This window comes from Streptomyces sp. NPDC058674, assembly GCF_042716505.1.
In the GTDB taxonomy this organism is placed as follows: Bacteria; Actinomycetota; Actinomycetes; order Streptomycetales; family Streptomycetaceae; genus Streptomyces.
The window spans coordinates 114350-136728 of sequence record NZ_JBHXSC010000006.1 but is presented as its reverse complement, the minus strand read 5'-3'; the positions used below and the strand labels follow the sequence as shown (position 1 = coordinate 136728).

20 protein-coding genes are annotated in these 22379 nt (G+C 73.2%); 8 read left to right on the top strand and 12 right to left on the bottom strand.

Annotated features, from left to right (window positions below; translation table 11 throughout):
- Positions 1–102 precede the first annotated feature (102 nt).
- Together ACFWU6_RS05505 and ACFWU6_RS05500 are read right to left on the bottom strand one after the other, a co-directional pair.
- A complete protein-coding gene (locus tag ACFWU6_RS05505; RefSeq protein WP_383803109.1) occupies positions 103–2952 on the bottom strand; it encodes a SpoIIE family protein phosphatase in 2850 nt (949 codons plus the stop codon).
- A gap of 9 nt (positions 2953–2961) precedes the next feature.
- Positions 2962–3945, bottom strand: a complete 984-nt coding sequence (locus ACFWU6_RS05500) for a GlxA family transcriptional regulator (RefSeq protein WP_383978670.1) — start codon at positions 3943–3945, stop codon at positions 2962–2964.
- Between the two features lie 98 nt (positions 3946–4043).
- On the opposite strand from ACFWU6_RS05500, the gene ACFWU6_RS05495 reads away from it, so the two are divergent.
- On the top strand, positions 4044–4649 hold the full coding sequence (locus ACFWU6_RS05495) for a cysteine hydrolase family protein (RefSeq protein WP_383978667.1): 606 nt from the start codon (positions 4044–4046) through the stop codon (positions 4647–4649).
- Between the two features lie 148 nt (positions 4650–4797).
- Here the strand turns inward: ACFWU6_RS05495 and ACFWU6_RS05490 are convergent, their stop codons facing one another.
- Entirely contained in the window at positions 4798–5946 is a 1149-nt protein-coding gene (locus ACFWU6_RS05490; RefSeq protein WP_383978664.1) for a glycerate kinase, read from the bottom strand.
- A 346-nt stretch (positions 5947–6292) separates the two neighbouring features.
- Here ACFWU6_RS05490 and ACFWU6_RS05485 point away from each other — a divergent pair, with 346 nt between their 5' ends.
- Entirely contained in the window at positions 6293–6793 is a 501-nt protein-coding gene (locus ACFWU6_RS05485) for an NUDIX domain-containing protein (RefSeq protein ID WP_383978661.1), read from the top strand.
- Positions 6794–6848: 55 nt separating this feature from the next.
- Positions 6849–7277: a hypothetical protein gene (locus ACFWU6_RS05480; RefSeq protein ID WP_383803100.1), complete on the top strand. Its 429-nt coding sequence runs from the start codon at positions 6849–6851 to the stop codon at positions 7275–7277.
- Positions 7278–7300: 23 nt separating this feature from the next.
- Here ACFWU6_RS05480 and ACFWU6_RS05475 read toward each other — a convergent pair whose 3' ends face one another.
- Genes ACFWU6_RS05475 through ACFWU6_RS05465 form a run of 3 tightly spaced genes read right to left on the bottom strand, consistent with a single transcriptional unit; the run spans position 7301 to position 10590 of the window.
- A complete protein-coding gene (locus ACFWU6_RS05475) occupies positions 7301–7825 on the bottom strand; it encodes a methylated-DNA--[protein]-cysteine S-methyltransferase (protein ID WP_383803098.1) in 525 nt (174 codons plus the stop codon).
- A gap of 16 nt (positions 7826–7841) precedes the next feature.
- Positions 7842–9326 (bottom strand): AlkA N-terminal domain-containing protein, encoded by a 1485-nt coding sequence (locus ACFWU6_RS05470; protein WP_383978659.1) that lies wholly within the window; start codon positions 9324–9326, stop codon positions 7842–7844.
- Between the two features lie 49 nt (positions 9327–9375).
- Entirely contained in the window at positions 9376–10590 is a 1215-nt protein-coding gene (locus tag ACFWU6_RS05465; RefSeq protein ID WP_383978656.1) for a PucR family transcriptional regulator, read from the bottom strand.
- Between the two features lie 184 nt (positions 10591–10774).
- On the opposite strand from ACFWU6_RS05465, the gene ACFWU6_RS05460 reads away from it, so the two are divergent.
- The 5 genes from ACFWU6_RS05460 to ACFWU6_RS05440 all read left to right on the top strand — a co-directional run bounded on the left by ACFWU6_RS05460 (position 10775) and on the right by ACFWU6_RS05440 (position 15809).
- The gene (locus ACFWU6_RS05460) at positions 10775–11563 is read left to right on the top strand and encodes an ABC transporter ATP-binding protein (protein ID WP_383803092.1); all 789 of its coding nucleotides are present in this window, start codon (positions 10775–10777) and stop codon (positions 11561–11563) included.
- Positions 11551–12366: an ABC transporter ATP-binding protein gene (locus tag ACFWU6_RS05455; protein ID WP_383978653.1), complete on the top strand. Its 816-nt coding sequence runs from the start codon at positions 11551–11553 to the stop codon at positions 12364–12366. The genes ACFWU6_RS05460 and ACFWU6_RS05455 overlap by 13 nt, the downstream gene beginning before the upstream one ends.
- Complete coding sequence (locus tag ACFWU6_RS05450) at positions 12363–13253, top strand: branched-chain amino acid ABC transporter permease (RefSeq protein WP_383803088.1); 891 nt, start codon at positions 12363–12365, stop codon at positions 13251–13253. Before ACFWU6_RS05455 ends, ACFWU6_RS05450 begins: the two co-directional genes overlap by 4 nt.
- Before the next feature lie 229 nt (positions 13254–13482).
- Entirely contained in the window at positions 13483–14526 is a 1044-nt protein-coding gene (locus ACFWU6_RS05445) for a branched-chain amino acid ABC transporter permease (protein WP_383978728.1), read from the top strand.
- Between the two features lie 65 nt (positions 14527–14591).
- A complete protein-coding gene (locus ACFWU6_RS05440; RefSeq protein ID WP_383803190.1) occupies positions 14592–15809 on the top strand; it encodes an ABC transporter substrate-binding protein in 1218 nt (405 codons plus the stop codon).
- Between the two features lie 103 nt (positions 15810–15912).
- Here ACFWU6_RS05440 and pssA read toward each other — a convergent pair whose 3' ends face one another.
- The 6 genes from pssA to ACFWU6_RS05410 form a co-directional block, all read right to left on the bottom strand.
- The gene (gene pssA / locus ACFWU6_RS05435) at positions 15913–16770 is read right to left on the bottom strand and encodes a CDP-diacylglycerol--serine O-phosphatidyltransferase (RefSeq protein ID WP_383812911.1); all 858 of its coding nucleotides are present in this window, start codon (positions 16768–16770) and stop codon (positions 15913–15915) included.
- Positions 16757–17413 carry a phosphatidylserine decarboxylase gene (locus tag ACFWU6_RS05430; RefSeq protein WP_383812913.1) on the bottom strand — a complete coding sequence of 219 codons (657 nt, stop codon included), beginning with the start codon at positions 17411–17413 and terminating at the stop codon, positions 16757–16759. The genes pssA and ACFWU6_RS05430 overlap by 14 nt, the downstream gene beginning before the upstream one ends.
- Before the next feature lie 186 nt (positions 17414–17599).
- Positions 17600–18805 (bottom strand): acyl-CoA dehydrogenase family protein, encoded by a 1206-nt coding sequence (locus tag ACFWU6_RS05425; RefSeq protein ID WP_383812915.1) that lies wholly within the window; start codon positions 18803–18805, stop codon positions 17600–17602.
- A 2-nt stretch (positions 18806–18807) separates the two neighbouring features.
- Positions 18808–19320 carry a MaoC family dehydratase gene (locus ACFWU6_RS05420; RefSeq protein ID WP_030010163.1) on the bottom strand — a complete coding sequence of 171 codons (513 nt, stop codon included), beginning with the start codon at positions 19318–19320 and terminating at the stop codon, positions 18808–18810.
- A 4-nt stretch (positions 19321–19324) separates the two neighbouring features.
- Complete coding sequence (locus ACFWU6_RS05415) at positions 19325–20299, bottom strand: HpcH/HpaI aldolase/citrate lyase family protein (protein WP_383812917.1); 975 nt, start codon at positions 20297–20299, stop codon at positions 19325–19327.
- Positions 20296–22365, bottom strand: coding sequence for a protein meaA (locus ACFWU6_RS05410; protein WP_383978650.1), 2070 nt, complete (start codon positions 22363–22365; stop codon positions 20296–20298). The genes ACFWU6_RS05415 and ACFWU6_RS05410 overlap by 4 nt, the downstream gene beginning before the upstream one ends.
- Positions 22366–22379: the final 14 nt, after the last annotated feature.

The following is a 22379-nucleotide window of genomic DNA, read 5'->3' as shown; positions in this document are numbered from 1 at the left end:
CGTGACCCGCCCCGCCCGGCTGCCCCGTCCTGCCCGCGTGACCCGTGTGGTCCGTGTGACGGGTGTGCCCGGGGCGCCCGGAGGGGGCCGCCGGGCCCGCCCTCACCAGGCCAGGTCCTCCAGCGCGTCCAGGTCCAGGGGAGCCGGCGCCGGCGGCTCCGCGCCCCCGGTCAGCGGCAGCTCGGCCCAGATCACCTTGCCGCGCTCCGTGTAGCGGGTGCCCCACCGCTCGGCGTACTGCGCGACGAGGAAGAGCCCGCGCCCGCCCTCGTCGGTGGTGGCCGCGTACCGCAGGTGCGGAGAGGTGCTGCTGCCGTCGGAGACCTCGCAGATCAGCGTCCGGTCCCGCAGCAGCCGCACCCGGACCGGCGCGCTGCCGTACCGGATGGCGTTGGTGACCAGCTCGCTGAGGATCAGCTCGGTGGTGAAGGCGATGTCCTCCAGTCCCCAGGCGGTGAGCTGCTCCGAGCCGGCGTTGCGGACCTTGGAGACGGCCGATGGTTCCCCCGGCACCTCCCACTCGGCGATCCGGTCCGCCTCCAGCCGCCGGGTGTCGGCGATCAGCAGGGCGATGTCGTCGTCGGGGACCGGGAACAGCATCGCGGCGAGCACGTCGGCGCAGGCCTGGTCGGGGCTGCGCCCGGGCCGGGACAGGGTCTCGGCGAGCAGCCCCAGCCCCGTGTCGAAGTCCCGGTGGCGGTCCTCGACCAGACCGTCGGTGAACAGGGCGAGCCGGCTCCCCTCCGGCAGCCGGAGCTCGGTGGCCTCGAAGGGCATGCCGCCCACGCCGAGCGGCAGGCCCGCGGGCAGTTCGGGGAACTCCACGCGCCCGTCGGCGTGCACGAGGGCGGGGCCGGGGTGTCCGGCGCTGGCCATGACGCACCTGCCGGACACCGGGTCGTAGACCGCGTACAGGCAGGTGGCGCCGGTGACCCCGGCCGGTTCGTCGAGCGGCTCCGCGGGCCCGTCACCCCGGTGGGCACCGCCGGGCCCGCCGGTTCCGGCCGCTCCGGCGGGGAATCCGGGCGCCGCCGCGGCCGCGCCACCGGTCTCGTTCTGGTCGATCCGGTTGATCAGTTCGTCCAGGTGCCCGAGCAGCTCGTCCGGCGGCAGGTCCAGGGTGGAGAAGTTGTGCACGGCGGTCCGCAGCCGGCCCATCGTGGCCGCCGCGTGCACCCCGTGCCCCACCACGTCCCCGACGACCAGGGCGACCCGGGCGCCCGGCAGGGGGATCACGTCGAACCAGTCCCCGCCCACCCCCGCCTTCGCGGGCAGGTAGCGGAAGGCGACGTCCACGGCGGTCTGGTCGGGCAGCACCCGCGGCAGCAGGCTGCGCTGGAGGGTCACCGCCGTCGCGTGCTCCCGCGTGTAGCGGCGGGCGTTGTCGATGGAGACGGCCGCGCGCGCCGCCAGCTCCTCGGCGAAGGACAGGTCCTCCCCCTCGAAGGCCTCCGGGGTGTCGGCGGCCCGCCAGAAGTTGGCCATGCCCAGCACCACCCCGCGCGCCTGCAGCGGTACGGAGATCAGCGAGTGCAGGCCGTAGTCGAGGGCGATCCGGGTGCCGGCCGGGTCCTGGGCCCGCCAGCCCATGGCGGCGTTCAGGTCGGCCGCCAGCACCGCGCGCCCGCCGGCCAGGGCCACCGACATCGGCGCCGTCGGCACGACGAACCGGATGACGTCCCCCACGGGCTGGAGCGGCTGGTCGGAGCGGACGCCGGACATGGCCGACCGGCGCATCTCCGTGTAGGCGCCGCCGGCCCGCGAGGGCTCGTCGCCGCGCAGCACCGGCTCCAGCAGCTCCACGGTGACGAAGTCCGCGAACCGGGGGACCGCGACCTCCGACAGCTCCTCGGCGGTCCGCACCACGTCCAGCGTCGTACCGATCCGCACCCCGGCGTCGTACAGCAGCTGGAGCCGCTCGCGCGCCACCTCGGCCCGGCCGGACAGCGCGGCCAGCTCGGTGGAGTCCCGCAGGGTCATGACGGTGCCGGAGGGGTGGCCCGGGTACGGCTCGGTGGGACGGACGTTGACGGCCAGCAGCCGGTCGCCCGCCAGGTGGACCTCGTCGGTGGCGACCCGCCCGGAGACGAGCAGCTCCGTGGTGCGCGGGTCGAGCCCGAGGTCGCGGACGTGGCGCTGCTCGGAGTCGGGGGGCAGGCCCAGCAGGCGGCGCGCCTCGTCGTTGGCCAGGACCAGGCGGCCGTCGGTGCCGATGATGAGCACGCCCTCGCGCACGGCGTGCAGGACGGCCTCGTGGTGCTCGTTCATGCGGTTCATCTCGTCGGCGCCCAGTCCGTGCGTCTGGCGCCGCAGCCGCCGGCTCACCAGGAAGGCGCCGCCGGTGCCGAGCAGCAGGGCGCCGGCCGCGGCGCCCAGCAGGAGCGGCAGCTGGTCCTCGACGGTGTCGGAGACGTTCTCCACCTCGATGCCGGTGCTGACGAGGCCCACGACGGCGCCGCGCGCGTCCCGCACGGGCACCACGGCGCGGACCGCGTCGCTCGGGGCCCCCTCGAAGGTCTCGGTGAAGGACAGTCCGGCGACGGCCCGGGAGAGGTCGCCGGTCGCGCGCTCTCCGATCAGCTCGGGCCGCGAGTCGGTGTAGCGGACCCCGTCGGTGCTCATCACGGCGATGAAGTCGACCCCGGAGGCCCGGCGGGCGGACTCGGCCAGCGGCTGGAGCTCTGCGCTGGGGTCCGGCGCGCGCAGGGCCTCGGGGAGGCCCGGTGCGTGGGCGAAGGCCTCCGCGGCGGCGAGCGAGCGGTGGCCGGCGTCCCGCTGGCCGTCGTACCGCGCCTGGACCAGCAGGGCCACCGAGGCCGCGGCGATCAGCAGCAGCACGATCGCCGCCTGGAGGGCGAAGACCTGACCGGCGACACTGCGCGCCCCCAGGGAGAGCCGCGCGAGCAGGCGCTCGCCCCACCCGGTCTGCTGGCGACCCTTACGTCCGGTCATGAGCCCTTTCTAACACTGTCCCGCCGGTTTGGGGGCGGCTGCGGTGACGGTGGCCGACGCCCGGTACGCCCGGGGGCTGACGCCGGCGTGCGCCGTGAAGTGCTGACGGAAGGTGACCTCGCTCGCGAATCCGGCGCGGCGGGCCACTTCGGGGACCGGGTGGTCGGTGCGCTCCAGCAGTTTGCGGGCCTCGTCGATCCGGTGGCCCAGCAACCAGCGGTGCGGGGTGGTGCCGGTCGAGGCGGCGAAGTGCCGGGCGAACGAGCGCGGGGACATGCCGGCCCAGCGGGCCATTACGGCCACGGACAGCGGCTCGTGCAGCGACCGCAGGGCCCGCTCGCGCACCGCGGCCAGCACCTCGGCGGTGCGGTCCGCGGCCGGGGTCGGCCGGTCCAGGTACTGGGCGTGGTCCCCGGTGCGGAAGGGGCCGGTCACCATCGAGCGGGCGATGGCGGCGGCGGCCTCCGCGCCGTGTGCCCGTCGTACGAGGTGCAGGCAGAGGTCGATCCCGGACGCCACCCCGGCCGAGGTCCACAGCCCGCCGTCCTCCACGTAGAGCGGGGCGTCCTCGACGATCACCCCCGGATGGCGGGCGGCCAGCTGCGGCGCCAGCCACCAGTGGGTCACCGCCCGGCGGCCCTCCAGCAGCCCGGCCTCCGCGAGGACGAACGCACCGGCGCACAGCGCGGCGATCGGCACGCCCCGGGCGTGCGCCTCCCGCAGGGCGGCCAGGACCGGTTCGGGCGTCGGGTCGGCGGGCTCGGCCAGCGCCGGTACGACCACCAGGTCGGCCCGGGCCAGCCAGTCCAGCCCCCGGTCCGGGGCCAGGGTCAGCCCGCCGGGCAGGGGGATCGGTCCGGGGTCCGCGGCGCACCGGCCCAGCTCGAAGGAGGGGACGCCCATCCGGCTGCGGTCGGGCCCCCACACCTCGGTGATGACGGCCAGGTCGAAACTGCGGATGCCCGGCTGGACGACGATCGCTACGCGGTGCACACCCCCAGTGTGGCATCGTGCCACGCCTGGCAGGATGCCATCGGTCGCGGACCGCGCAGCCGCTGTCGGGCCGGGGGCCGGGCGACGACGATGGAGCCATGACACAGACTCCGATCACCCTCGCCCCCCGGGCCGCCCTGCTGGTCGTCGACGTGCAGAAGGGCTTCGACGACCCCTCCTTCTGGGGACCGCGCAACAACCCGGCGGCCGAGGACAACATCGCCGCCCTGATGGACGCCTGGCGGGAGTCCGGCCGCCCCGTGGTGCTGGTGCGGCACGCCTCGCAGCCCGGCTCCGTGCTGGCCCCGGACCACCCCGGCCACGCGTTCAAGGACCTCGTCGAGAAGCGCCGGCACGAGTCGCTCGTGGTCACCAAGACCGTGAACTCGGCCTTCTACGGCACTCCGGACCTGGCCGGCTGGCTCGCCGCCGAGGGCATCGCCCAGGTGGTGGTGGCCGGCATCCAGACCAACATGTGCGTGGAGACCACCGCCCGGATGGCCGGGAACCTCGGCTTCGACGTGCTCGTCCCGCTCGACGCCACCCACACCTTCGACCTCGCGGGCCCGGCCGGCCTCGCACTGACCGCCGACCAGCTGGCCACCGCCACCGCCGTCAACCTCCAGGGCGGCGGCTTCGCCCGCGTGGTGACCACCCCCGAACTGCTCTCCGCGGCCTCCGGCGCCGGGGGCCGGGCGGCGTAGCCCACGGGCGGCCCGGGCGCGTGCCCGGCCTCCCGGCCGCCCGGTCCGGGCACGGCGCGGCCCGGACCCCCTCGGGAATCCGGGCGCGCGGAGCCGGCGGACGGTGCGTGCGGTCCCGTCCGGTCCGGTACGGGTGGAGCGGTGTCCGTCAGAGGATGTCGGCGGCGATGCGGGCCGCCACCCGCTCCAGCAGGGGACCCGCGTTCGGGATGGACTTGGCCGGGTCGGGCTCCAGGTCCGTCAGCGGATACGCCCGGCGGATGCCGGCCGCCTCCAGGGCCTCCTGGGAGAGCAGCAGCCGGCCGCAGACCGCCACCACCGGCTTGCCCGCCGCGCGCGCGGCTGCCGCCACGCCCGCCGGGGCCTTGCCGTGCAGGGTCTGCTCGTCCAGCGAGCCCTCGCCCGTGATGACCACCGTCGCGCGCTCCAGCGCCGGGGCGAAGCCCAGCACCTCCAGCATCAGCTCGATGCCGGGACGGAACGTCGCGCCGAGCAGCAGCGCCCCGTAGCCGATGCCGCCCGCGCCGCCCGCGCCCGGGAGCGCCGCGCACTCGGCGGCCCTGGCGCCGATCGACTTCTCCAGCACGGCCGCGAAGTGGGCCAGCGCCGCGTCGAGGGTCGCCACGTCCTCCTCGGAGGCGCCCTTCTGCGGGCCGTAGACCGCCGGCGCTCCCTTGGGGCCCGCCAGCGGGTTGTCCACGTCACTGGCGAGCACGAACTCCACGTCCGCGAAGCGGGGGTCGATCCCGGACAGGTCCGCGGAGGCCAGCGCGGCCAGGCCGCCGCCGCCCGGACCGACCGGTTCGCCGTTCGCATCCAGGAACACCGCGCCCAGCGCGGCCAGCATGCCGGCCCCGCCGTCGGTGGTGGCGCTGCCGCCCACACCGAAGACGATCGAGCGCGCCCCCGCGTCGAGCGCGGCCTTCAACAGCTCGCCCGAGCCGTACGTGGTCGCCGTCAGCGCGGCGAAGGTCCCCGCGGGCAGCAGCTGGAGCCCGGAGGCCTCCGCCATCTCGACCACCGCGGTGCCGCCGCGCAGGGCGAAAGCGGCCGTGACCTGGTCACCGAGGGGTCCGGTGACCCGTACCTCCCGGCGTTCGAAACCGGCCGCCACGGCGGCCGCGACCGTACCGTCGCCGCCGTCCGCGACGGGGAGGGTCTCGATCTCCACGCCCGGTGCGGCCTTGCGAAGGCCGGCCGTCACCCGCTCCGCGACCTGTACGGCCGTGAGTGAGCCCTTGAATTTGTCCGCGGCGATGAGCACGCGCGCGGCCTCAGTTACTGCTCCGTCCGTCACTTGCCATTCCCTTGCTTTCGAACGTGCAGTCGCGCCGCCCTGAGCCTATCCGGAGGATCCTCCTATGCCCATGGGTGGCCTGGGTCACACGCGGTGGCCCGCACGCGCAAACCGTGACCAATCGCCCCATCGCGGGGCCGCGGGGAGAGCGGATCCACCGGCACGCCCCCTCGGGGCGGGCCGGGCGGGGGACCTGCGGCCCCCGGACCAGCCCCCCGACGCCTTCTCCCGCCCGCCCGAGCACCCGCCCGAGCACCCGCCCGAGCACCCGCCCGAGCACCCGCCCGAGCACCCGCCCCAGCGCCCGCCCGGCCGCCGGGGCGGGGCGCCTGGGTAGGGTGACGGTGTGACCACCACGGATGACTACGCCACCTACATCGCGAGCCTGCCCCGGGTGCTGGCCGGCGCGGCCGCCCTCTACCGCGACACCGAGGGCAGGGTGCTGCTCGTCGAGCCCAACTACCGCGAGGGCTGGGCCCTTCCGGGCGGCACCATCGAGTCCGACGAGGGTGAGTCACCGCGGACGGCGGCCCGGCGCGAGAGCGCCGAGGAGATCGGCATCGACCTGCCGCTCGGCCGGCTGCTCGCCGTCGACTGGACCCTCGGCGCGGGCCGCCCGCCGCTCGTCGCGTACCTCTACGACGGCGGGGTGCTGGACGCCGGACAGCTCGCCTCCATCACGCTCCAGGAGGAGGAGCTGATCTCCTGGCGGCTGGTGGAGCCCGCCGAGCTCACCGCCTACCTCCCCGGCTCCCTCGGCCTGCGCACCGAGGAGGCCTACCGGGTCCTCCAGTCGGGAGAGGGCGCCGCCGAGTTGGAGAACGGCCGCCGCCCCGGCAGGACCTGACCGCCCCGTCGCCCGGCACCGCCGCGCCCCCTTCGACCAGGACACGATTCATCAGATGATCAGCATGTATGCCTGGCCCAGCACGGCAGACGGGCCCGACGCGCTCCCCATGGTCCACTTCACCACCGACCAGCAGGCCGGCGACGAGGTCACCCCCGAGGGGACGCCGGTCTGGATGTTCGACACCGCGATACGCGAGGGCGGGTGGGCCCAGTTCACCGACTTCGAGGGCTGGTCCGTCCCCGCCGCCGGCTGGCAGGCCTTCTACCGCCGCGAGGACGACCTCCTGGCCGTCACCGGCCCCGGCGCCTGCGAGGGCTGGTACCAGGGCAACCTCGGCGCCGAGCCCGACTGGGTGGAGGCGGCCGCCGCCCAGCAGAGCGTGGTGCTGCTCGCCGCGCCCGTCCAGCACCCCTCCCTGTACGCCTACGCCGTCGAGGCGGGCGCCGCCTTCGCCCTGCTCGTCCCGCTCCTCCTCGTCTGACCGGCGCTACGGCCCCCGGCGCGCTACGGCCCGGCGACCGCCCCGGAGAGCTGCTCGGCTCCCGACTCGAAGGCCAGCAGCCGCACCTTGCGGTCCAGCCCGCCGCCGTAGCCGGTCATGCCGCCCGAGGCGCCGATCACCCGGTGGCAGGGCACGATGATCCCGATCGGGTTCCGCCCGTTGGCCAGGCCCACCGCCCGCGACGCGTTCGGCTTGCCGAGCCGGTCCGCGAGCTGCCCGTACGACCAGGTCTCGCCGTAGGGGATGCGGACCAGCTGGTCCCACACGCTGCGCTGGAAGTCGGTGCCCTCCAGCCGGAGCGGCAGGTCGAACTCCCTGCGCTCCCCGGCGAAGTACGCGGCCAGCTGTCGCACCACCTCCGGGAAGGGCTCCTCAGTGGCGGCGACCCGCGCGCCGAAGGACTCCTCGGCCGGCCGGTGGCGCTGCCCGGTCATGTACAGGCCGCTGAGGACCCCGCCCGTCGCGACGAGGGTGAGCGGTCCGTAGGGGCTGTCGACGACGGCGTGCTGCTTGCTGCTGGGGTTCATGGTCGTTGCGTGCCTTTCAGACGGGCAGGTGGTTGACGGGGTGGTCGTCGGTGGCCCACAGGTACTGCACGGCGTACGCGCGCCAGGGCCGCCAGTCGGCCGCGCGCGCGGTCAGCGCCGAAGGGGTGGACGGCAGCCCGAGCCTCCGCGCCGCCCGCCGGACGCCGAGGTCGGACGGAAGGAAGGCGTCCGGGTCGCCGAGCGCCCGCATCGCGATCACCTCGGTGGTCCACGGCCCGAAGCCGGGCAGCGCGGACAGCCGCGCACGGGCCGCGTCCCAGTCGCTGTCGATGCCGAGCGGCAGCGAACCGTCGGCCAGCGCCGCCACCAGCGTGGTCAGCGTGGCGCGCCGGCTGCGCGGCAGGGCCAGCGACTCCGGGTCCAGCCCGGCCAGGGCCTGCGGGGAGGGGAAGAGGCGCGTGAGGCCGCCCTGCGGGTCCTCGACGGGCTCGCCGTACGCGCTCACCAGCCGGGCCGCGTGCGTGCGCGCCGCCGCGGTGGACACCTGCTGGCCGAGCACGGCCCGCACGGCCAACTCCGCCGCGTCGACCGTACGGGGAACCCGGCGCCCCGGGGCCTTGTCCACCAGCGGGGCCAGCAGCGGGTCGGACCGCAGCTGCCCGTCGACCGCCTCCGGGTCGGCGTCCAGGTCGAGCATCCAGCGGCAGCGGCTGATGGCGATCGTGAGGTCGCGCAGGTCGGTCAGGGCCAGCCGGCAGCCGATGTGGTCGGGCTGCGGGGTCAGGGCCGCCACGCCGGTGCCGTAGGGCAGGCGCAGCGTGCGGCGGTAGGCGCCGTCGCGCCACTCCTCGACACCCGGGACGGCGGTCGCCGCCAGGTGTCCGAAGAGGTTGTCCGGGTTGAGCGGCGCCCGGAACGGCAGCCGCAGGCTGATCGTCCCCGGGACGCGCGGCTGGGCGTGAGGGCGCCGGCCCGCCTTCGCGGCGCGCTCCCGCAGCTCGCTGGGGGAGAGGGCGAAGACCTCGCGGACGGTGTCGTTGAAGGTGCGGATCGAGGAGAACCCGGCGGCGAAGGCCACGTCGGCCATGGGCAGTTCGGAGGTCTCGACGAGCAGTCGGGCGGTCTGCGCCCGCTGGGCCCGCGCCAGAGCCAGCGGCCCGGCGCCGAGCTCGGCGTTCAGCTGGCGCTCCACCTGGCGGGTCGAGTAGCCGAGGCGGGTCGCGAGGCCGGGAACGCCCTCGCGGTCGACGACCCCGTCCTGGATGAGCCGCATCGCCCGGGCCACGGCGTCGGCACGGGCGTTCCACTCGGGCGACCCGGGGCTGGAGTCGGGCCGGCACCGCTTGCAGGCCCGGAACCCGGCCTGCTGGCAGGCGGCGGCGCTGGGCAGGAAGGTCATGTTCTCGACCTTGGGCGGGACCGCGGGGCAGCTCGGGCGACAGTAGATCCGGGTGGTCAGGACGGCGGTGAAGAACCAGCCGTCGAAGCGGGCGTCCTTCGACCGCACGGCTCTGACGCAGCGCTCGGTGTCGGTGTGCATGGGTCCAGACTCCCCGCTGGGGGAGAGGCGGGCTGGCGGTTTTCCGACATCAAGGATACGCGGCGCCCCCGGGCCCCGGGGCCGCCCCCAGCCGGTGGGCGTCACGCGCCAGGGTCAGCGCGATCAGGTCGTGCGGGCGCGACAAGGAGCGCGAGGTGAGGTGCTCCAGCCGGCGCAGCCGGTTGAAGACCGTGTTGCGGTGGCAGTACAGCCGGGTCGCGGCCCGGCCCGCCGAGCCCTCTGCGGCGAGCCAGGCGTCCAGGGTCTCCAGCAGCACCGCCCGGTCCGCCGGGTCCAGCTCCAGGAGGGGCCCCAGCACCGCCTGCACCAGCTCCCCCGCGAGCTCGGGCTGGCGCACCACCAGCGCCGCCGGCAGCCGGTCCGCGAGGCGCACGAGGGACCGCTCGTCCGGAGCGCAGGTGCGCAGCGCGGTCTCCGCCAGCCGCCGCGCCCGGCCCAGTTCGGCCAGGCCGTCCACCACCGGGCTGATCCCGCCGGGGCCCGGACAGCGGTCGGCGAGCTCCGCGGCCAGCTCGTCCAGCGAGGAGGTGCCGAGGGAGACCACCGCGAGCTCCTGCTCCGCCCGCATCCGCCAGAACAGCCGCATCCCGCCCGCCGACCCCACCCGGTGCACCGAGTCCCGCCGGTCCACGGGGAGCACGACCACCGCGTACCGCCCCTGCTCGGGCAGGTCCAGGCCCGCCGCCGCCTGCGCCGCCAGACCCGGCGCCGCGTTCCCCTCCAGCAGCGCGTCCAGCAGCGCCTGCACCCGCTCGTCGCTGCGCCGCCGCATCTCCAGCTCGCCCTCCCGGAAGGCCTCGGCGGTCGCGGCCGCCTGCTGCTCGATCCCGGCCCACATCGCGCCGGCCGTCCGCGCCAGCACGGGCAGGGCGTCCGGCTCCTCCTCCGTGACGATGTCCAGCAGGGCGTCCCACGTCAGGCGCCCGGCGCGCCGGTACGCGTACAGCAACAGGTCCAGCGGAAGACCCTGCTCGGCCCGCCGGCGCCCCAGCTCCTGCGCGTACTCCAGATCCTTGCGCGGGTCGGAGCGGCGCGCGGCGAACGCCTCGATGCCGTACCGCATCGCCTCGCTGACCTGCTGCCAGTGCTCGTCCCTCGGCACGGCCAGGTCGAACAGCGGCGAGTGCTTCGCCAGATCGCCGATCAGCTGCTCCGTCAGCGCGGGAACGCGCTCGAGCAACACCTCGGTCGCCGTCGCCAGTACCGACCATTCCGCTTCCGTACGTGCCCTGCGTCCGCCCATGGCCGCCGAGGATGTCATCCCCGGACCGCTGCCGTAAGAGACCCCGTCCGCAGGTCTGTGCCGCTGCACAACCGGACCCCGCCCACGGCTGGTCATCAGCAGCGATTCCGCTTCCGGCCGTGGACGCGGGCTCCGGCCGGTGCTGGTCTGTGCGCCAGCCCAACGCCAAATGATCGGAGGGAATGTGGCTTCGCTCCAGGTGCGCGCGCTGTCCGTCGGCTACGGGCCGGTACGGGCACTGCGCGACGTGTCGCTCGACGTACCGGAGGGCGCCGTGGTCGTCGTGCTCGGCGGCAACGGCGCGGGGAAGACGACGCTGCTCCGCGCGGTGTCCCGGACCCTGTCCTTCCACCGGGGGGCCGCCACCGGCGGAAGCATCCGCTTCGACGGCCGGCCGATCGACGGGCTCGCCCCGGCCCGGGCGGTCGCCGCCGGGGTGGTGCAGGTCCCAGAAGGACGCCAGGTGTTCGCCCGGATGACCGTCGCGGACAACCTCCGGGCCGGCGCGCTCGGTTCACGGGCCGGCTCCCGCGCCGACGTGGCCCGCTCGCTGGCCCGCGTCCACGAGCTGTTCCCGGTCCTCGCCGGGCGGTCCCGGCAGCGCGCCGGGCTGCTCTCCGGCGGCGAGCAGCAGATGCTGGCCCTGGGCCGCGCGCTGATGGCCCGGCCCCGGCTGCTGCTCCTGGACGAGCCCTCGCTGGGCCTGGCGCCGAAGATGGCCGCGACCATCGCCGAGACGATCACCGAGATCAACGCCTCGGGCACCTCCGTGCTCCTGGTGGAGCAGAACGCCGCGCTCGCCCTGCGACTTGCCTCCCAGGCCTACGTCCTGGAGGTCGGCGAGGTCACCCTCTCCGGTCCGGCAGCCGATCTGGCGGCCTCCGACGAGGTGCGCCGCCGCTACCTGGGCATCACGGACGAGACGGCCCCGCCGCCGCGGGCGGCCCGCCCCCTGGCCAGGTGGTCGGCGTGAGCGCCGCCGCGGAAGCCGGGACGGCCGGGACGCCGCCGCTCACCGTCACGGACGTCACCGTCCGCTTCGCCGGGCTGACCGCCCTCGACGCGGTCTCCTTCACCGTCGAACCGGGCAGCGTCCACGCGGTCATCGGCCCCAACGGAGCCGGCAAGTCCACCTGCTTCAACGTCCTCTCCGGCGTCTACCGCGCCTCCTCCGGCAGTGTCCGCTTCGGGGACACCGAGCTCACCGGCCTCGCCCCGCACGCCGTCGCCGCCCTCGGCATCGCCCGCACCTTCCAGAACCTGGCGCTGCCCCCGCACACCACGGTCGCCGACAGCCTGCTCCTCGGCCGCCACCGGCTGATGCGGTCCGGCTTCCTCGCCACCGGGCTGCGGCTGCCGTCCGCGGCCCGTGAGGACCGGGTCCACCGCGAACGGGTCCGCGAGATCGCCGCCTTCGTCGGCCTGGAGGGCGACCTGGCCGCCCCGGCGGGCTCCCTCCCGTACGGAAAGCAGAAGCTCGTCGAGCTCGGCCGGGCCCTGTGCATGGAGCCCCGGCTGCTGCTCCTGGACGAACCGGTCGCCGGGATGACCGCGGACGAACGGCAGCGCACCGCCGACGTCGTCGCGGGCGTCCGCGACGGCCTCGGCATCTCGATCGTGCTGGTCGAACACGACATGGGGGTGGTGATGCGGCTCGCGGACGCGGTGACCGTACTCGACTTCGGAAAACGGATCGGCGGCGGAACCCCCGCCCAGGTGCAGGGCGACCCGGCGGTCGTCCGCGCCTATCTCGGCGAGGAGGAACCTGCCGCGTGACCACCTTCCTGGAACTGCTGCTCGGCGGCCTCTCCATGGGCTCCGTGTACGCGCTCATCGCCCTCGGCTTCGTGATCATCTTCAAGGCCACCGAGGTCGTCAACTTCGCCCACGCCTCCCTGCTCCTCGCCGGCGGGTACGTCACCGCCGTCCTCCACGACGACATCGGCTTCTGGCCGGCCCTCGCCGTCGGCGTCGCCTCGGCCGCCTCGGTCGGCGCGGCGGTGGAGTTCCTGGTGATGCGCCGCTACCGGGGCCAGGACCAGAGCGTCCTGGCCATCGTCACCATCGGGGTGGACATCCTGCTCGTCACCGACCTCACCCGCCGCATCGGCACGGACGTCCTCGCGCTCGGCGACCCGTGGGGCGACGCGGTGGTCCACCTCGGCGCGGTCACCCTCCCGCAGACCCGGATCGCCGCCTTCGCCGCGGCCGCCCTCCTGATCGGCGCGTTCCTGCTGGCCTTCCGCTACACCGCCTGGGGGGTGGCCATGCGGGCCGCCGCCGAGAAACCGGAGACGGCCGCCCTGATGGGCGTACGGCTGGGCCGGGTCTCCCTCGCCGCCTGGGCGGTCGCCGGCGCGCTGGCCGCCGTGGCGGCGCTCTTCCTCACCGTCTTCCCCACCCCCGGCCTGGAACGGGCCACGTCGCTGGCCGCCCTCAAGGCCTTCCCGGCCGCCATCCTCGGCGGCCTCGACTCCACCACCGGAGCCCTGGCGGGCGGCCTGATCGTCGGCGTCACCGAGGCCATGGCCACCGGGTACCAGAGCCAGCTCGCCTTCCTCGGCCGCGGCATCGGCGACCTCGCCCCGTACCTGGTGATGGTCGCCGTGCTGCTCCTGCGCCCGGCGGGCCTCTTCGGCACGAAGGAGCCCGCCCGTGTCTGACCACGAGACCGCGGCACCCCGCCCGCAGGACGGCCCCGCCGGACCCACCGGACCCACCGTGCACGCCGCCCCCACCGCGGCTGCTCCGCCGGCCCCCGCCCCCGCCGCGCCCGCCGGACGCACCTCGGCCGCCGGCCGGGTCCCCGCACAGCCCGGCGCCGGGCGGCGCCGTACGGCCGCCCTCCGCGGGCTCCGGCCCCCGGCGGCGCGGCAACGCCTCCGGTACGCGCTGTGGGCCGCCGGGGGAGCCGTGCTGCTCGCCCTGCCCTTCTACCTGGACCGGTTCTGGCTCCAGGCCGGCCTGTTCGCCATCGCCGCCGGGATCGGGGCGATCGGCCTCAACCTGCTCACCGGGGCCACCGGCCAGCTCTCCATGGGGCACGCCTTCTTCCTGGCCGTCGGCGCGTACGGGTACTGCGTACTGGCCGGCGACGGCGGCCGCTCCGGCGGCCACCAGCTCGTCGGCCTGGGCCTGCCGAGCTGGCTGGCGGCGGTCCTCGCCGTCGCCCTCGCGGGAGCCGCCGGAGGCCTCTTCAGCCCCATCGCCGGCCGGCTGCGCGGCGCCTACCTCGGCATCGCCACCCTCGCGCTGATCTTCATCGGCCAGCACGTGCTGTTCAACGCCACCGCCCTCACCGGCGGCTTCAACGGCCGCGCCGTCGAGCCGCTGTCCCTCCTCGGCCTCACCTTCGACGACACCGAGACCGTCATCGCCGCCGTCCCCTTCCAGTCCGCCGAGAAGCTCTGGTACATCGCCCTGGCCGCGCTCCTGGCCTGCGCCCTGTTCGCCCGCGGAGTCCTGCGCGGACGCCCGGGGCGCGCCCTGAACGCCATCCGCGACCACAACATCGCCGCCGGGGTGATGGGCGTCCCGGTGGCCCGCTACCGCGCCGCCGTCTTCGTCCTGTCCTCCATGTACGCCGGCCTGGCCGGGGTCCTGCTCGCCCTCGTCTTCCGGCGGACCGTTCCCGACTACTTCGGCATGGTGCTGTCCCTCGAGTACCTCGCCATGATCGTGATCGGCGGCCTCGGCACGGTCGCCGGCGCCGTCGTCGGCGCGGCCTTCGTCTCCCTGCTGCCCCAGCTGCTGACCCGGTACAGCGACGCCCTGCCCCTGGTCTCGGCCCCGGGCAGCGGGGGCGTGTCCCCGGGGGAGGCCTCCCGCTACCTGTACGGGGCGGCCGTCGTCGCGGTGGTCCTGTTCCTCCCCGGCGGCCTGTCCCGCCTCCGCCCCTCCCAGCCCGCACGCCCCCCGAAGAAGGAGCCAGCGTGACCAGAGCCCGTACGGCCCGCCCCGACCGGCGCGCCCGACTCGGTACGGCGGCCCTCGCCGCCGCGATCGTCCTCACCGCCGCCGGATGCAGCTCCAAGGCGGGCGGCGGCACCGAGGACAAGCAGGCCGAGGACGGCCTGAAGACCGGCAAGGGGGTCTCCGCCACCGCGATCCGGCTCGGCGCCCTCACCGACATGACCGGTGTCTACGCCTCCCTCGGCAAGAGCGTCACCCAGGCCCAGCAGCTCTGGATCAAGCAGGCCAACGCCTCCGGCGGGATCTGCGGCCGGCAGGTGGAGCTCACCGTCCGCGACCACGGCTACGACCCGCAGAAGGCGCTCGCCGCCTACACCGAGCTGGAGCCCGAGGTGCTGGGCTTCGCCCAGTTCATCGGGTCGCCGTTCGTCGCCGCGGTCGAGGACCGCGTCGACGGCCAGGACAAGGGGCTGGTCATCCCCCAGGCCTGGTCCGCCTCACTGCTGGGCAGCCCGTACATCCGCACGGTGGGGGCCACGTACGACATCGAGACGGTCAACGCGATCGGCTACCTCCTCGACGAGAAGCGCATCGCCTCCGGGGACAGGATCGGCCACGTCTACTTCGAGGGGGACTACGGCGAGAACGCCCTGGCGGGGGCGAAGCACGCGGCGAAGGAAGCCGGTCTCACCGTCGTCGAGCAGAAGATCAAGCCCACCGACAACGACATGTCGGCGCAGGTGGCCGCCCTCAAGCAGGCCGGGGTCAAGGCGGTGGTGATCAGTGCGGGGCCCCGGCAGGCGGCCTCGCTGGTCGGGGTCGCCGCGGCCGGCGGCTGGAACGTCCCCGTGGTCGGCAACAACTCCGCCTTCGCACCCCAGCTGCTGGCCACCCCGGCGGGCGCGGCCCTGCAGAAGGACTACTACGTCGCCTCGTCCACCCTCCCGATCGGCTCGGCCGAGCCGGGCCCGGCGGCCTTGGCCGCCGCCTACAAGGCGCAGTACCCGGACGCGGGCCTCGACAACGGCGTGGTGGCCGGGTACTCGGCCGCGGCGGTCTACGGCGAGGCCCTGAAGAAGGCCTGCGCCGACAAGGACCTCACCCGTGAGGGCGTCGGCAAGGCCCTGCTGGGCCTGAAGTCCTTCGACAACGGCTTCGGCATCGTGCACGACTTCTCCGACCCGAAGGCCCCCTCCACCCGGCAGAGCGTGATCATGAAGCCGGACGCGCAGACCCCCGGGGGCCTGAAGCTGGTCAAGCCGGCGGCGGTCGCCCCGGCGGCCGAGAAGTTCACCCCCGCGGGCTGAGCCCGCACCCCGCCGCCCCGTACCGCAGGGGAGACGACGAGAGGGGCCCCGGATGCCTTCTGGCATCCGGGGCCCCTCTCGCACGCGTGGAGCCGGCCCGGCGTTACGGCTGGGCGGCCCGCGCCTCGCGGCGGTTGTGCCGGATGGTGTTGGCCCTCCGGGTCGTCGCGAACAGCGGGATGGTGGCCGCCAGCGCGATCTGGAGCGCACAGCCGGCCTGCAGCAGGAGCTGGCCGCCCGGGGCGTCGAACGCCCAGGCCGCCAGCAGGCCCATCGCCCCGACGATCCAGCTGAGCATCGCCACCGCGAGGACACCCCGCGGCTTGGGGTACTCGACCCGGCTCACCATCAGCCAGGCCACACCGATGATCGCCAGCAGCGTCGGTACGAACGGGAGCTCCAGCAGCACGATCGAGACGACCGTCAGGGCGCCGAAGGGGCTCGGCATGCCCTGGAACATGCCGTCCTTCATCGTCACGCAGCTGAATCTCGCGAGTCTGAGCACCACCGCGAGCAACACCACGATCGCCGCCAGCGCCGACATCTTCTGGTCCGCGTCGACGGCGACCATGCCGTAGACGAGCACGAAGTACGCGGGCGCCAGACCGAAGCTGATCAGGTCGGACAGGTTGTCGAGCTCGGCGCCCATCGGCGAGCTGCGCAGCTTGCGGGCCACGATGCCGTCGAAGAGGTCGAAGACCGCGGCGAGCAGCATCAGTATCACGGCCGTCGCGGCGCTGTTGCGCGCCATGCCCGTCTCACCGCTGCCGGTGAGGTGCGGGATGAGGATTCCGGTGGTGGTGAAGTACACCGCCATGAATCCGCAGGTCGCGTTGCCGAGGGTGAGGGTGTCCGCTATCGACAGCCGCAGCGAGAGCGGCATGTCGTCTTCGACGGAGTCCTCGTCGGCCCGCTCGGGCACCCAGCCCGTGGCAGGAGTCTCAGGGTCAGTCACGGTCAATTCGTGTCACCCCCGCGGTAGTGGCCTGACCGACCTCGACCGCGACCTCGACGCCCTCGGGGAGGTAGATGTCGACGCGGGAGCCGAAGCGGATCAGACCGATGCGTTCGCCCTGCTCCACCTTGGTGCCGGCCGGCAGGTACGGGACGATGCGTCGCGCGACGGCGCCGGCGATCTGCACCATCTCGATGTCGCCGAGCTCGGTGTCGAAGTGCCAGACGACGCGCTCGTTGTTCTCGCTCTCCTTGTTGAACGCCGGGACGAACCCGCCGGGAACGTGCTCCACGGACGTCACCGTGCCCGCGAGGGGCGCGCGGTTGACGTGGACGTTCAGCGGGCTCATGAAGATCGCGACCCGGGTCCGCCCGTCCTTCCACGGCATGATGCTCTGCACCACACCGTCGGCGGGCGAGATGACGCGGCCCTGGGCGATCTCACGCTCGGGGTCGCGGAAGAACCACAGCATGCCCGCGGCGAGCGCGGTGGCGGGCACGGCCGCCGCGGCCCAGCGCCCGGACGTGCGGGCCCGGGCGAGGCTGAGCGCCGCGGTGGCGACGGTCGGCAGGAGCCACGGCGATGCTCCGCGTGCGAGACGTCCACCGAGGATGCCGACGCGAGGTGCAGAGGTTTGGCTGTGGGGCATGGATGACCTTCGTAGCGGGTGGTTGCCGCGCCGCAAACTGGGGGACGGGACGGCGGCTTTACTGGAATGCTATCGGTTGCGTGCAACAACTGGGCAAGCCAGAAGCCGAGTCGATGGCCGTCGGCCAGTGACTGAGGGTGATCCCTTGGCGACGAACGCGTGGACGATTCGCCGCAAAGGGTACTTTCAGCCCTGGAGTCGGTACTCCTCGAGCAGGCGCCGCCCGATGATCATTTTCTGGATCTCGGCCGTACCTTCACCGATCAGCAGCATCGGCGCCTCCCGGTAGAGGCGCTCGATCTCGTACTCCTTCGAGAAGCCGTACCCGCCGTGAATGCGGAACGCGTCCTCCACCACCTCTTTGCAGTACTCGGAGGCGAGGTACTTCGCCATCCCTGCTTCGAGGTCGTTTCGTTCCCCGGAGTCCTTTTTGCGTGCTGCATTCACCATCATCGCATGGGCGGCTTCGACCTTGGTAGCCATCTCGGCCAGCTTGAACTGGATGGCCTGGTGCTCGGCGATCGCCTTGCCGAAAGTGTGACGTTGCTGGGCATAGGAGACACCCAGTTCGAAGGCACGCTGAGCGACACCGCAGCCACGCGCCGCCACGTTGACGCGGCCGACTTCGACCCCGTCCATCATTTGGTAAAACCCTCGGCCCGTCTGTCCGCCGAGGACGCGATTGGCCGGAATGCGCAGTCCGTCCATGATGAGCTCGGTCGTGTCGACGCCCTTGTAGCCCATCTTGTCGATCTTGCCCGGGATCGTCAGGCCCGGACGGACCTCACCGAAGCCGGGCTCCTTCTCGACGAGGAAGGTCGTCATCGACTTGTGGGGGGCCGTGCCCTCCGGGTGTCCTTCGTCACTTCGGACCAGGACGGCCACCAGGGTGGAGGTGCCGCCGTTCGTCAGCCACATCTTCTGGCCGTTCAGGACGTACTCGTCGCCGTCCTTCACCGCCTTCGAGGTGATGGCCGACACGTCCGAGCCCAGTCCGGGCTCGGACATCGAGAACGCCCCGCGCACCTCGCCCAGCGCCATCCGCGGCAGGAAGTGGTCCTTCTGCTCCTGCGTGCCGTGCTGCTTGAGCATGTAGGCCACGATGAAGTGCGTGTTGATGATCCCCGAGACGGACATCCAGCCCCGGGCGATCTCCTCGACGCACAGGGCGTACGTCAGGAGCGACTCGCCCAGGCCGCCGTACTCCTCCGGGATCATCAGGCCGAAGAGGCCGAGCTCCTTGAGGCCGTCGACGATGTCCTGGGGGTACTCGTCGCGGTGCTCCAGCTGGGTGGCGACCGGGATGATCTCCTTGTCGACGAACTCCCGGACGGTCTTGAGGATCTCCCGCTGGACGTCGTTGAGCCCGGCGGTCTGGGCGAGTCGGGCCATGGCTACTTCCCCTGTTCCTTCAGCGTGGGGCGGCCGGGCTGCTCGCCGCCGCGCTCCTTGATGTACGTCTCGGTCGGGACCATCACCTTGCGCCGGAAGACGCAGACGAGGGTGCCGTCCTGCTTGTAGCCCTTGGTCTCCACGTAGACGATGCCGCGGTCGTTCTTCGACTTCGACGGGGTCTTGTCGAGGACCGTGGTCTCGCCGTAGATCGTGTCGCCGTGGAAGGTCGGCGCCACGTGCCGCAGCGACTCGATCTCCAGGTTGGCGATGGCCTTCCCGGAGACGTCCGGCACGGACATGCCGAGCAGCAGCGAGTAGATGTAGTTGCCCACGACCACGTTCTTGCCGAAGTCGGTCGTGTTCTCGGCGTAGTTGCTGTCCATGTGGAGCGGGTGGTGGTTCATGGTCAGCAGACAGAAGAGGTGGTCGTCGTACTCGGTGACCGTCTTCCCGGGCCAGTGCTTGTAGACCGCCCCGACCTCGAACTCTTCGTACGTGCGTCCGAACTGCATCGCGCTACGCCTCCGGGATCTCGAACTTGCTGGTGCGCTGCATGCCCGCGGCCCGGCCCTTGCCCGCGACGACCAGGGCCATCTTGCGGCTGGCCTCGTCGATCATCTCGTCGCCGAGCATCGCCGAGCCCTTCTTGCCGCCGGCCTCCGAGGTGCACCAGTCGTACGCGTCGAGGATCAGCTCGGCGTGGTCGTAGTCCTCCTGGGAGGGGGAGAAGACCTCGTTCGCCGCGTCGACCTGGCCCGGGTGCAGCACCCACTTGCCGTCGAAGCCCAGCGCCGCCGCCCGGCCCGCCACCTCGCGGTAGGCGTCCACGTCGCGGATCTGGAGGAAGGGGCCGTCGATCGCCTGGAGGTTGTGCGTGCGCGCCGCCATGAGGATGCGCATGAGGATGTAGTGGTAGGCGTCCGCGCCGTAGCCGGGCGGCTGCATGCCCACGACGAGCGTCTTCATGTTGATCGAGGCCATGAAGTCGGCCGGGCCGAAGATGATCGTCTCCAGCCGGGGGGAGGCGGCGGCGATCTCGTCGACGTTCACCAGGCCCTTGGCATTCTCGATCTGCGCCTCGATGCCGATCTTGCCGACCTCGAAGCCCATCGTCTTCTCGATCTGGGTCAGGAGCAGGTCGAGGGCGACGATCTGCTGGGCGTCCTGGACCTTCGGCAGCATGATGCAGTCGAGGTTCTGGCCCGCGCCCTCCACGACGGTGATCACGTCGCGGTACGTCCAGTGGGTGGTCCAGTCGTTGACGCGCACGACGCGGGTCTTGCCGGTCCAGTCGCCGTTGTTCAGCGCGTCCACGATCGTGTGGCGGGCGCCCTCCTTGGCGAGCGGCGCGCAGGCGTCCTCCAGGTCAAGGAAGACCTGGTCGGCCGGCAGGCCCTGGGCCTTCTCCAGGAAGCGCGGGTTCGACCCCGGGACCGCGAGGCAGGAGCGACGCGGGCGAAGGCGGTTCACCGGGTGGACTGGCGTGGTCATGCGGGGACCTCCGTGCTTGCAACGATTTCGAGAGGGGCGAGCTTGTTGGCCTTGCGGATCTCGTCGACGATACGGCCGATGATCTCCGTGATGCCGAAGTCCTTCGGCGTGAAGACGGCGGCGACACCGGCTGCCTTGAGTGTGATGGCATCCGCATTCGGAATGATGCCGCCGACGATGACGGGGATGTCACCCGCCCCCGCCGCGCGGAGCCGTTCGAGGACGTCGGGGACGAGCGCGCAGTGCGAGCCGGACAGGATGGACAGCCCGACGCAGTGCACGTCCTCGGCCAGGGCCGCCGAGGAGATCTCCTCGGGCGTCAGCCGGATTCCCTGGTAGACCACCTCGAAGCCCGCGTCGCGGGCCCGGACGGCGATCTGCTCGGCGCCGTTGGAGTGCCCGTCCAGGCCGGGCTTGCCGACCAGCAGCCGCAGTCGGCCCGCGCCGAGGTCGTCGGCCGTGCGGGAGACCTTCTCGCGGACGAGGGCCATCGGCGTGCCCTTCTCGGCGGTGACCGCCACCGGGGCCGAGGAGACCCCGGTCGGGGCGCGGAACTCGCCGAACACCTCGCGGAGCGCGCTCGACCACTCGCCGGTGGTGACACCGGCCCGGGCGCACTCCAGGGTGGCCTCCATGAGGTTCTCGGTCCCCGCCGCGGCCTCCTTGAGGCGCTCCAGGGCCTGCCGGGTGGTGGGGAAGACGAACGGGTCGCCGTTCCCCTGCCGGTCCGAGGACTCGTGCCGCTCGGCCCGCCAGCGGCGGATGCGCTCGACGGTGAGCGCCTCCACCGCCGGGTCCACGGTCATGATGGCGCCGTCCAGGTCGGAGGTGAGCGGGTTCTCCTCCGTCTGCTCGTAGCAGTTGACACCGACGATCTTGTCCTCGCCGGACTCGATCCGGGCCCGCCGCTCGGCGTGCGAGGAGACCAGCTGCGACTTCAGGTAGCCGGACTCGACGGCCGCCATCGCGCCGCCCATCTCCTGGATCCGGTCGATCTCGGCCAGGCAGTCGGCGACCAGGGAGTCGACTTTGGCCTCGATGACGTGGGATCCGGCGAAGATGTCCTCGTACTCCAGCAGGTCGCTCTCGTGCGCCAGGACCTGCTGGATGCGCAGCGACCACTGCTGGTCCCAGGGCCGGGGCAGGCCCAGCGCCTCGTTCCAGGCGGGCAGCTGCACGGCGCGGGCGCGGGCGTCCTTGGAGAGGGTGACCGCCAGCATCTCCAGCACGATGCGCTGGACGTTGTTCTCCGGCTGGGCCTCGGTCAGTCCGAGGGAGTTGACCTGGACGCCGTACCGGAAGCGCCGCTGCTTGTCGTTCTCGATGCCGTATCGCTCACGGGTGACCTTGTCCCAGATGCGGCCGAAGGCGCGCATCTTGCACATCTCCTCGACGAAGCGGACGCCCGCGTTCACGAAGAAGGAGATCCGCGCGACGACCTCGCCGAACCGCTCCTTGGGCACCTGCCCCGAGTCGCGGACCGAGTCCAGCACGGCGATGGCCGTGGACATCGCGTACGAGATCTCCTGGACCGGGGTGGCCCCCGCCTCCTGCAGGTGGTAGCTGCAGATGTTGATCGGGTTCCACTTCGGGATGTGGTTGACCGTGTACGCGATCATGTCGGTCGTCAGGCGGAGGGACGGCCCGGGCGGGAAGACGTGAGTCCCGCGCGAGAGGTACTCCTTGACGATGTCGTTCTGGGTGGTGCCCTGGAGCTGGGAGATGTCCGCCCCCTGCTCCTCGGCGGCCACCTGGTAGAGCGCCAGCAGCCACATGGCGGTGGCGTTGATCGTCATCGAGGTGTTCATCTGCTCCAGGGGGATGTCCTGGAACAGCCGCCGCATGTCGCCCAGATGGGAGACCGGGACCCCGACCCGGCCCACCTCGCCGCGGGCGAGGACGTGGTCGGGGTCGTAGCCGGTCTGGGTCGGCAGGTCGAACGCGACCGACAGGCCGGTCTGGCCCTTGGCGAGGTTGCGGCGGTACAGCTCGTTGGACGCCTCGGCCGTGGAGTGGCCGGCGTACGTCCGCATGAGCCACGGACGGTCCTTCTGGCGCTCTGTCATCTCAGGCTGTCCCT

Bases quoted from the DNA above. Each gene is read 5' to 3' on its own strand.
- ACFWU6_RS05505 (WP_383803109.1), bottom strand. From the start codon at position 2,952: ATGACCGGACGTAAGGGTCGCCAGCAGACCGGGTGGGGCGAGCGCCTG.
- ACFWU6_RS05495 (WP_383978667.1), top strand. From the start codon at position 4,044: ATGACACAGACTCCGATCACCCTCGCCCCCCGGGCCGCCCTGCTGGTC.
- ACFWU6_RS05480 (WP_383803100.1), top strand. From the start codon at position 6,849: ATGATCAGCATGTATGCCTGGCCCAGCACGGCAGACGGGCCCGACGCG.
- ACFWU6_RS05475 (WP_383803098.1), bottom strand. From the start codon at position 7,825: ATGAACCCCAGCAGCAAGCAGCACGCCGTCGTCGACAGCCCCTACGGA.
- ACFWU6_RS05470 (WP_383978659.1), bottom strand. From the start codon at position 9,326: ATGCACACCGACACCGAGCGCTGCGTCAGAGCCGTGCGGTCGAAGGAC.
- ACFWU6_RS05465 (WP_383978656.1), bottom strand. From the start codon at position 10,590: ATGGGCGGACGCAGGGCACGTACGGAAGCGGAATGGTCGGTACTGGCG.
- ACFWU6_RS05430 (WP_383812913.1), bottom strand. From the start codon at position 17,413: ATGCCCCACAGCCAAACCTCTGCACCTCGCGTCGGCATCCTCGGTGGA.
- ACFWU6_RS05425 (WP_383812915.1), bottom strand. From the start codon at position 18,805: ATGGCCCGACTCGCCCAGACCGCCGGGCTCAACGACGTCCAGCGGGAG.
- ACFWU6_RS05420 (WP_030010163.1), bottom strand. From the start codon at position 19,320: ATGCAGTTCGGACGCACGTACGAAGAGTTCGAGGTCGGGGCGGTCTAC.
- ACFWU6_RS05415 (WP_383812917.1), bottom strand. From the start codon at position 20,299: ATGACCACGCCAGTCCACCCGGTGAACCGCCTTCGCCCGCGTCGCTCC.
- ACFWU6_RS05410 (WP_383978650.1), bottom strand. From the start codon at position 22,365: ATGACAGAGCGCCAGAAGGACCGTCCGTGGCTCATGCGGACGTACGCC.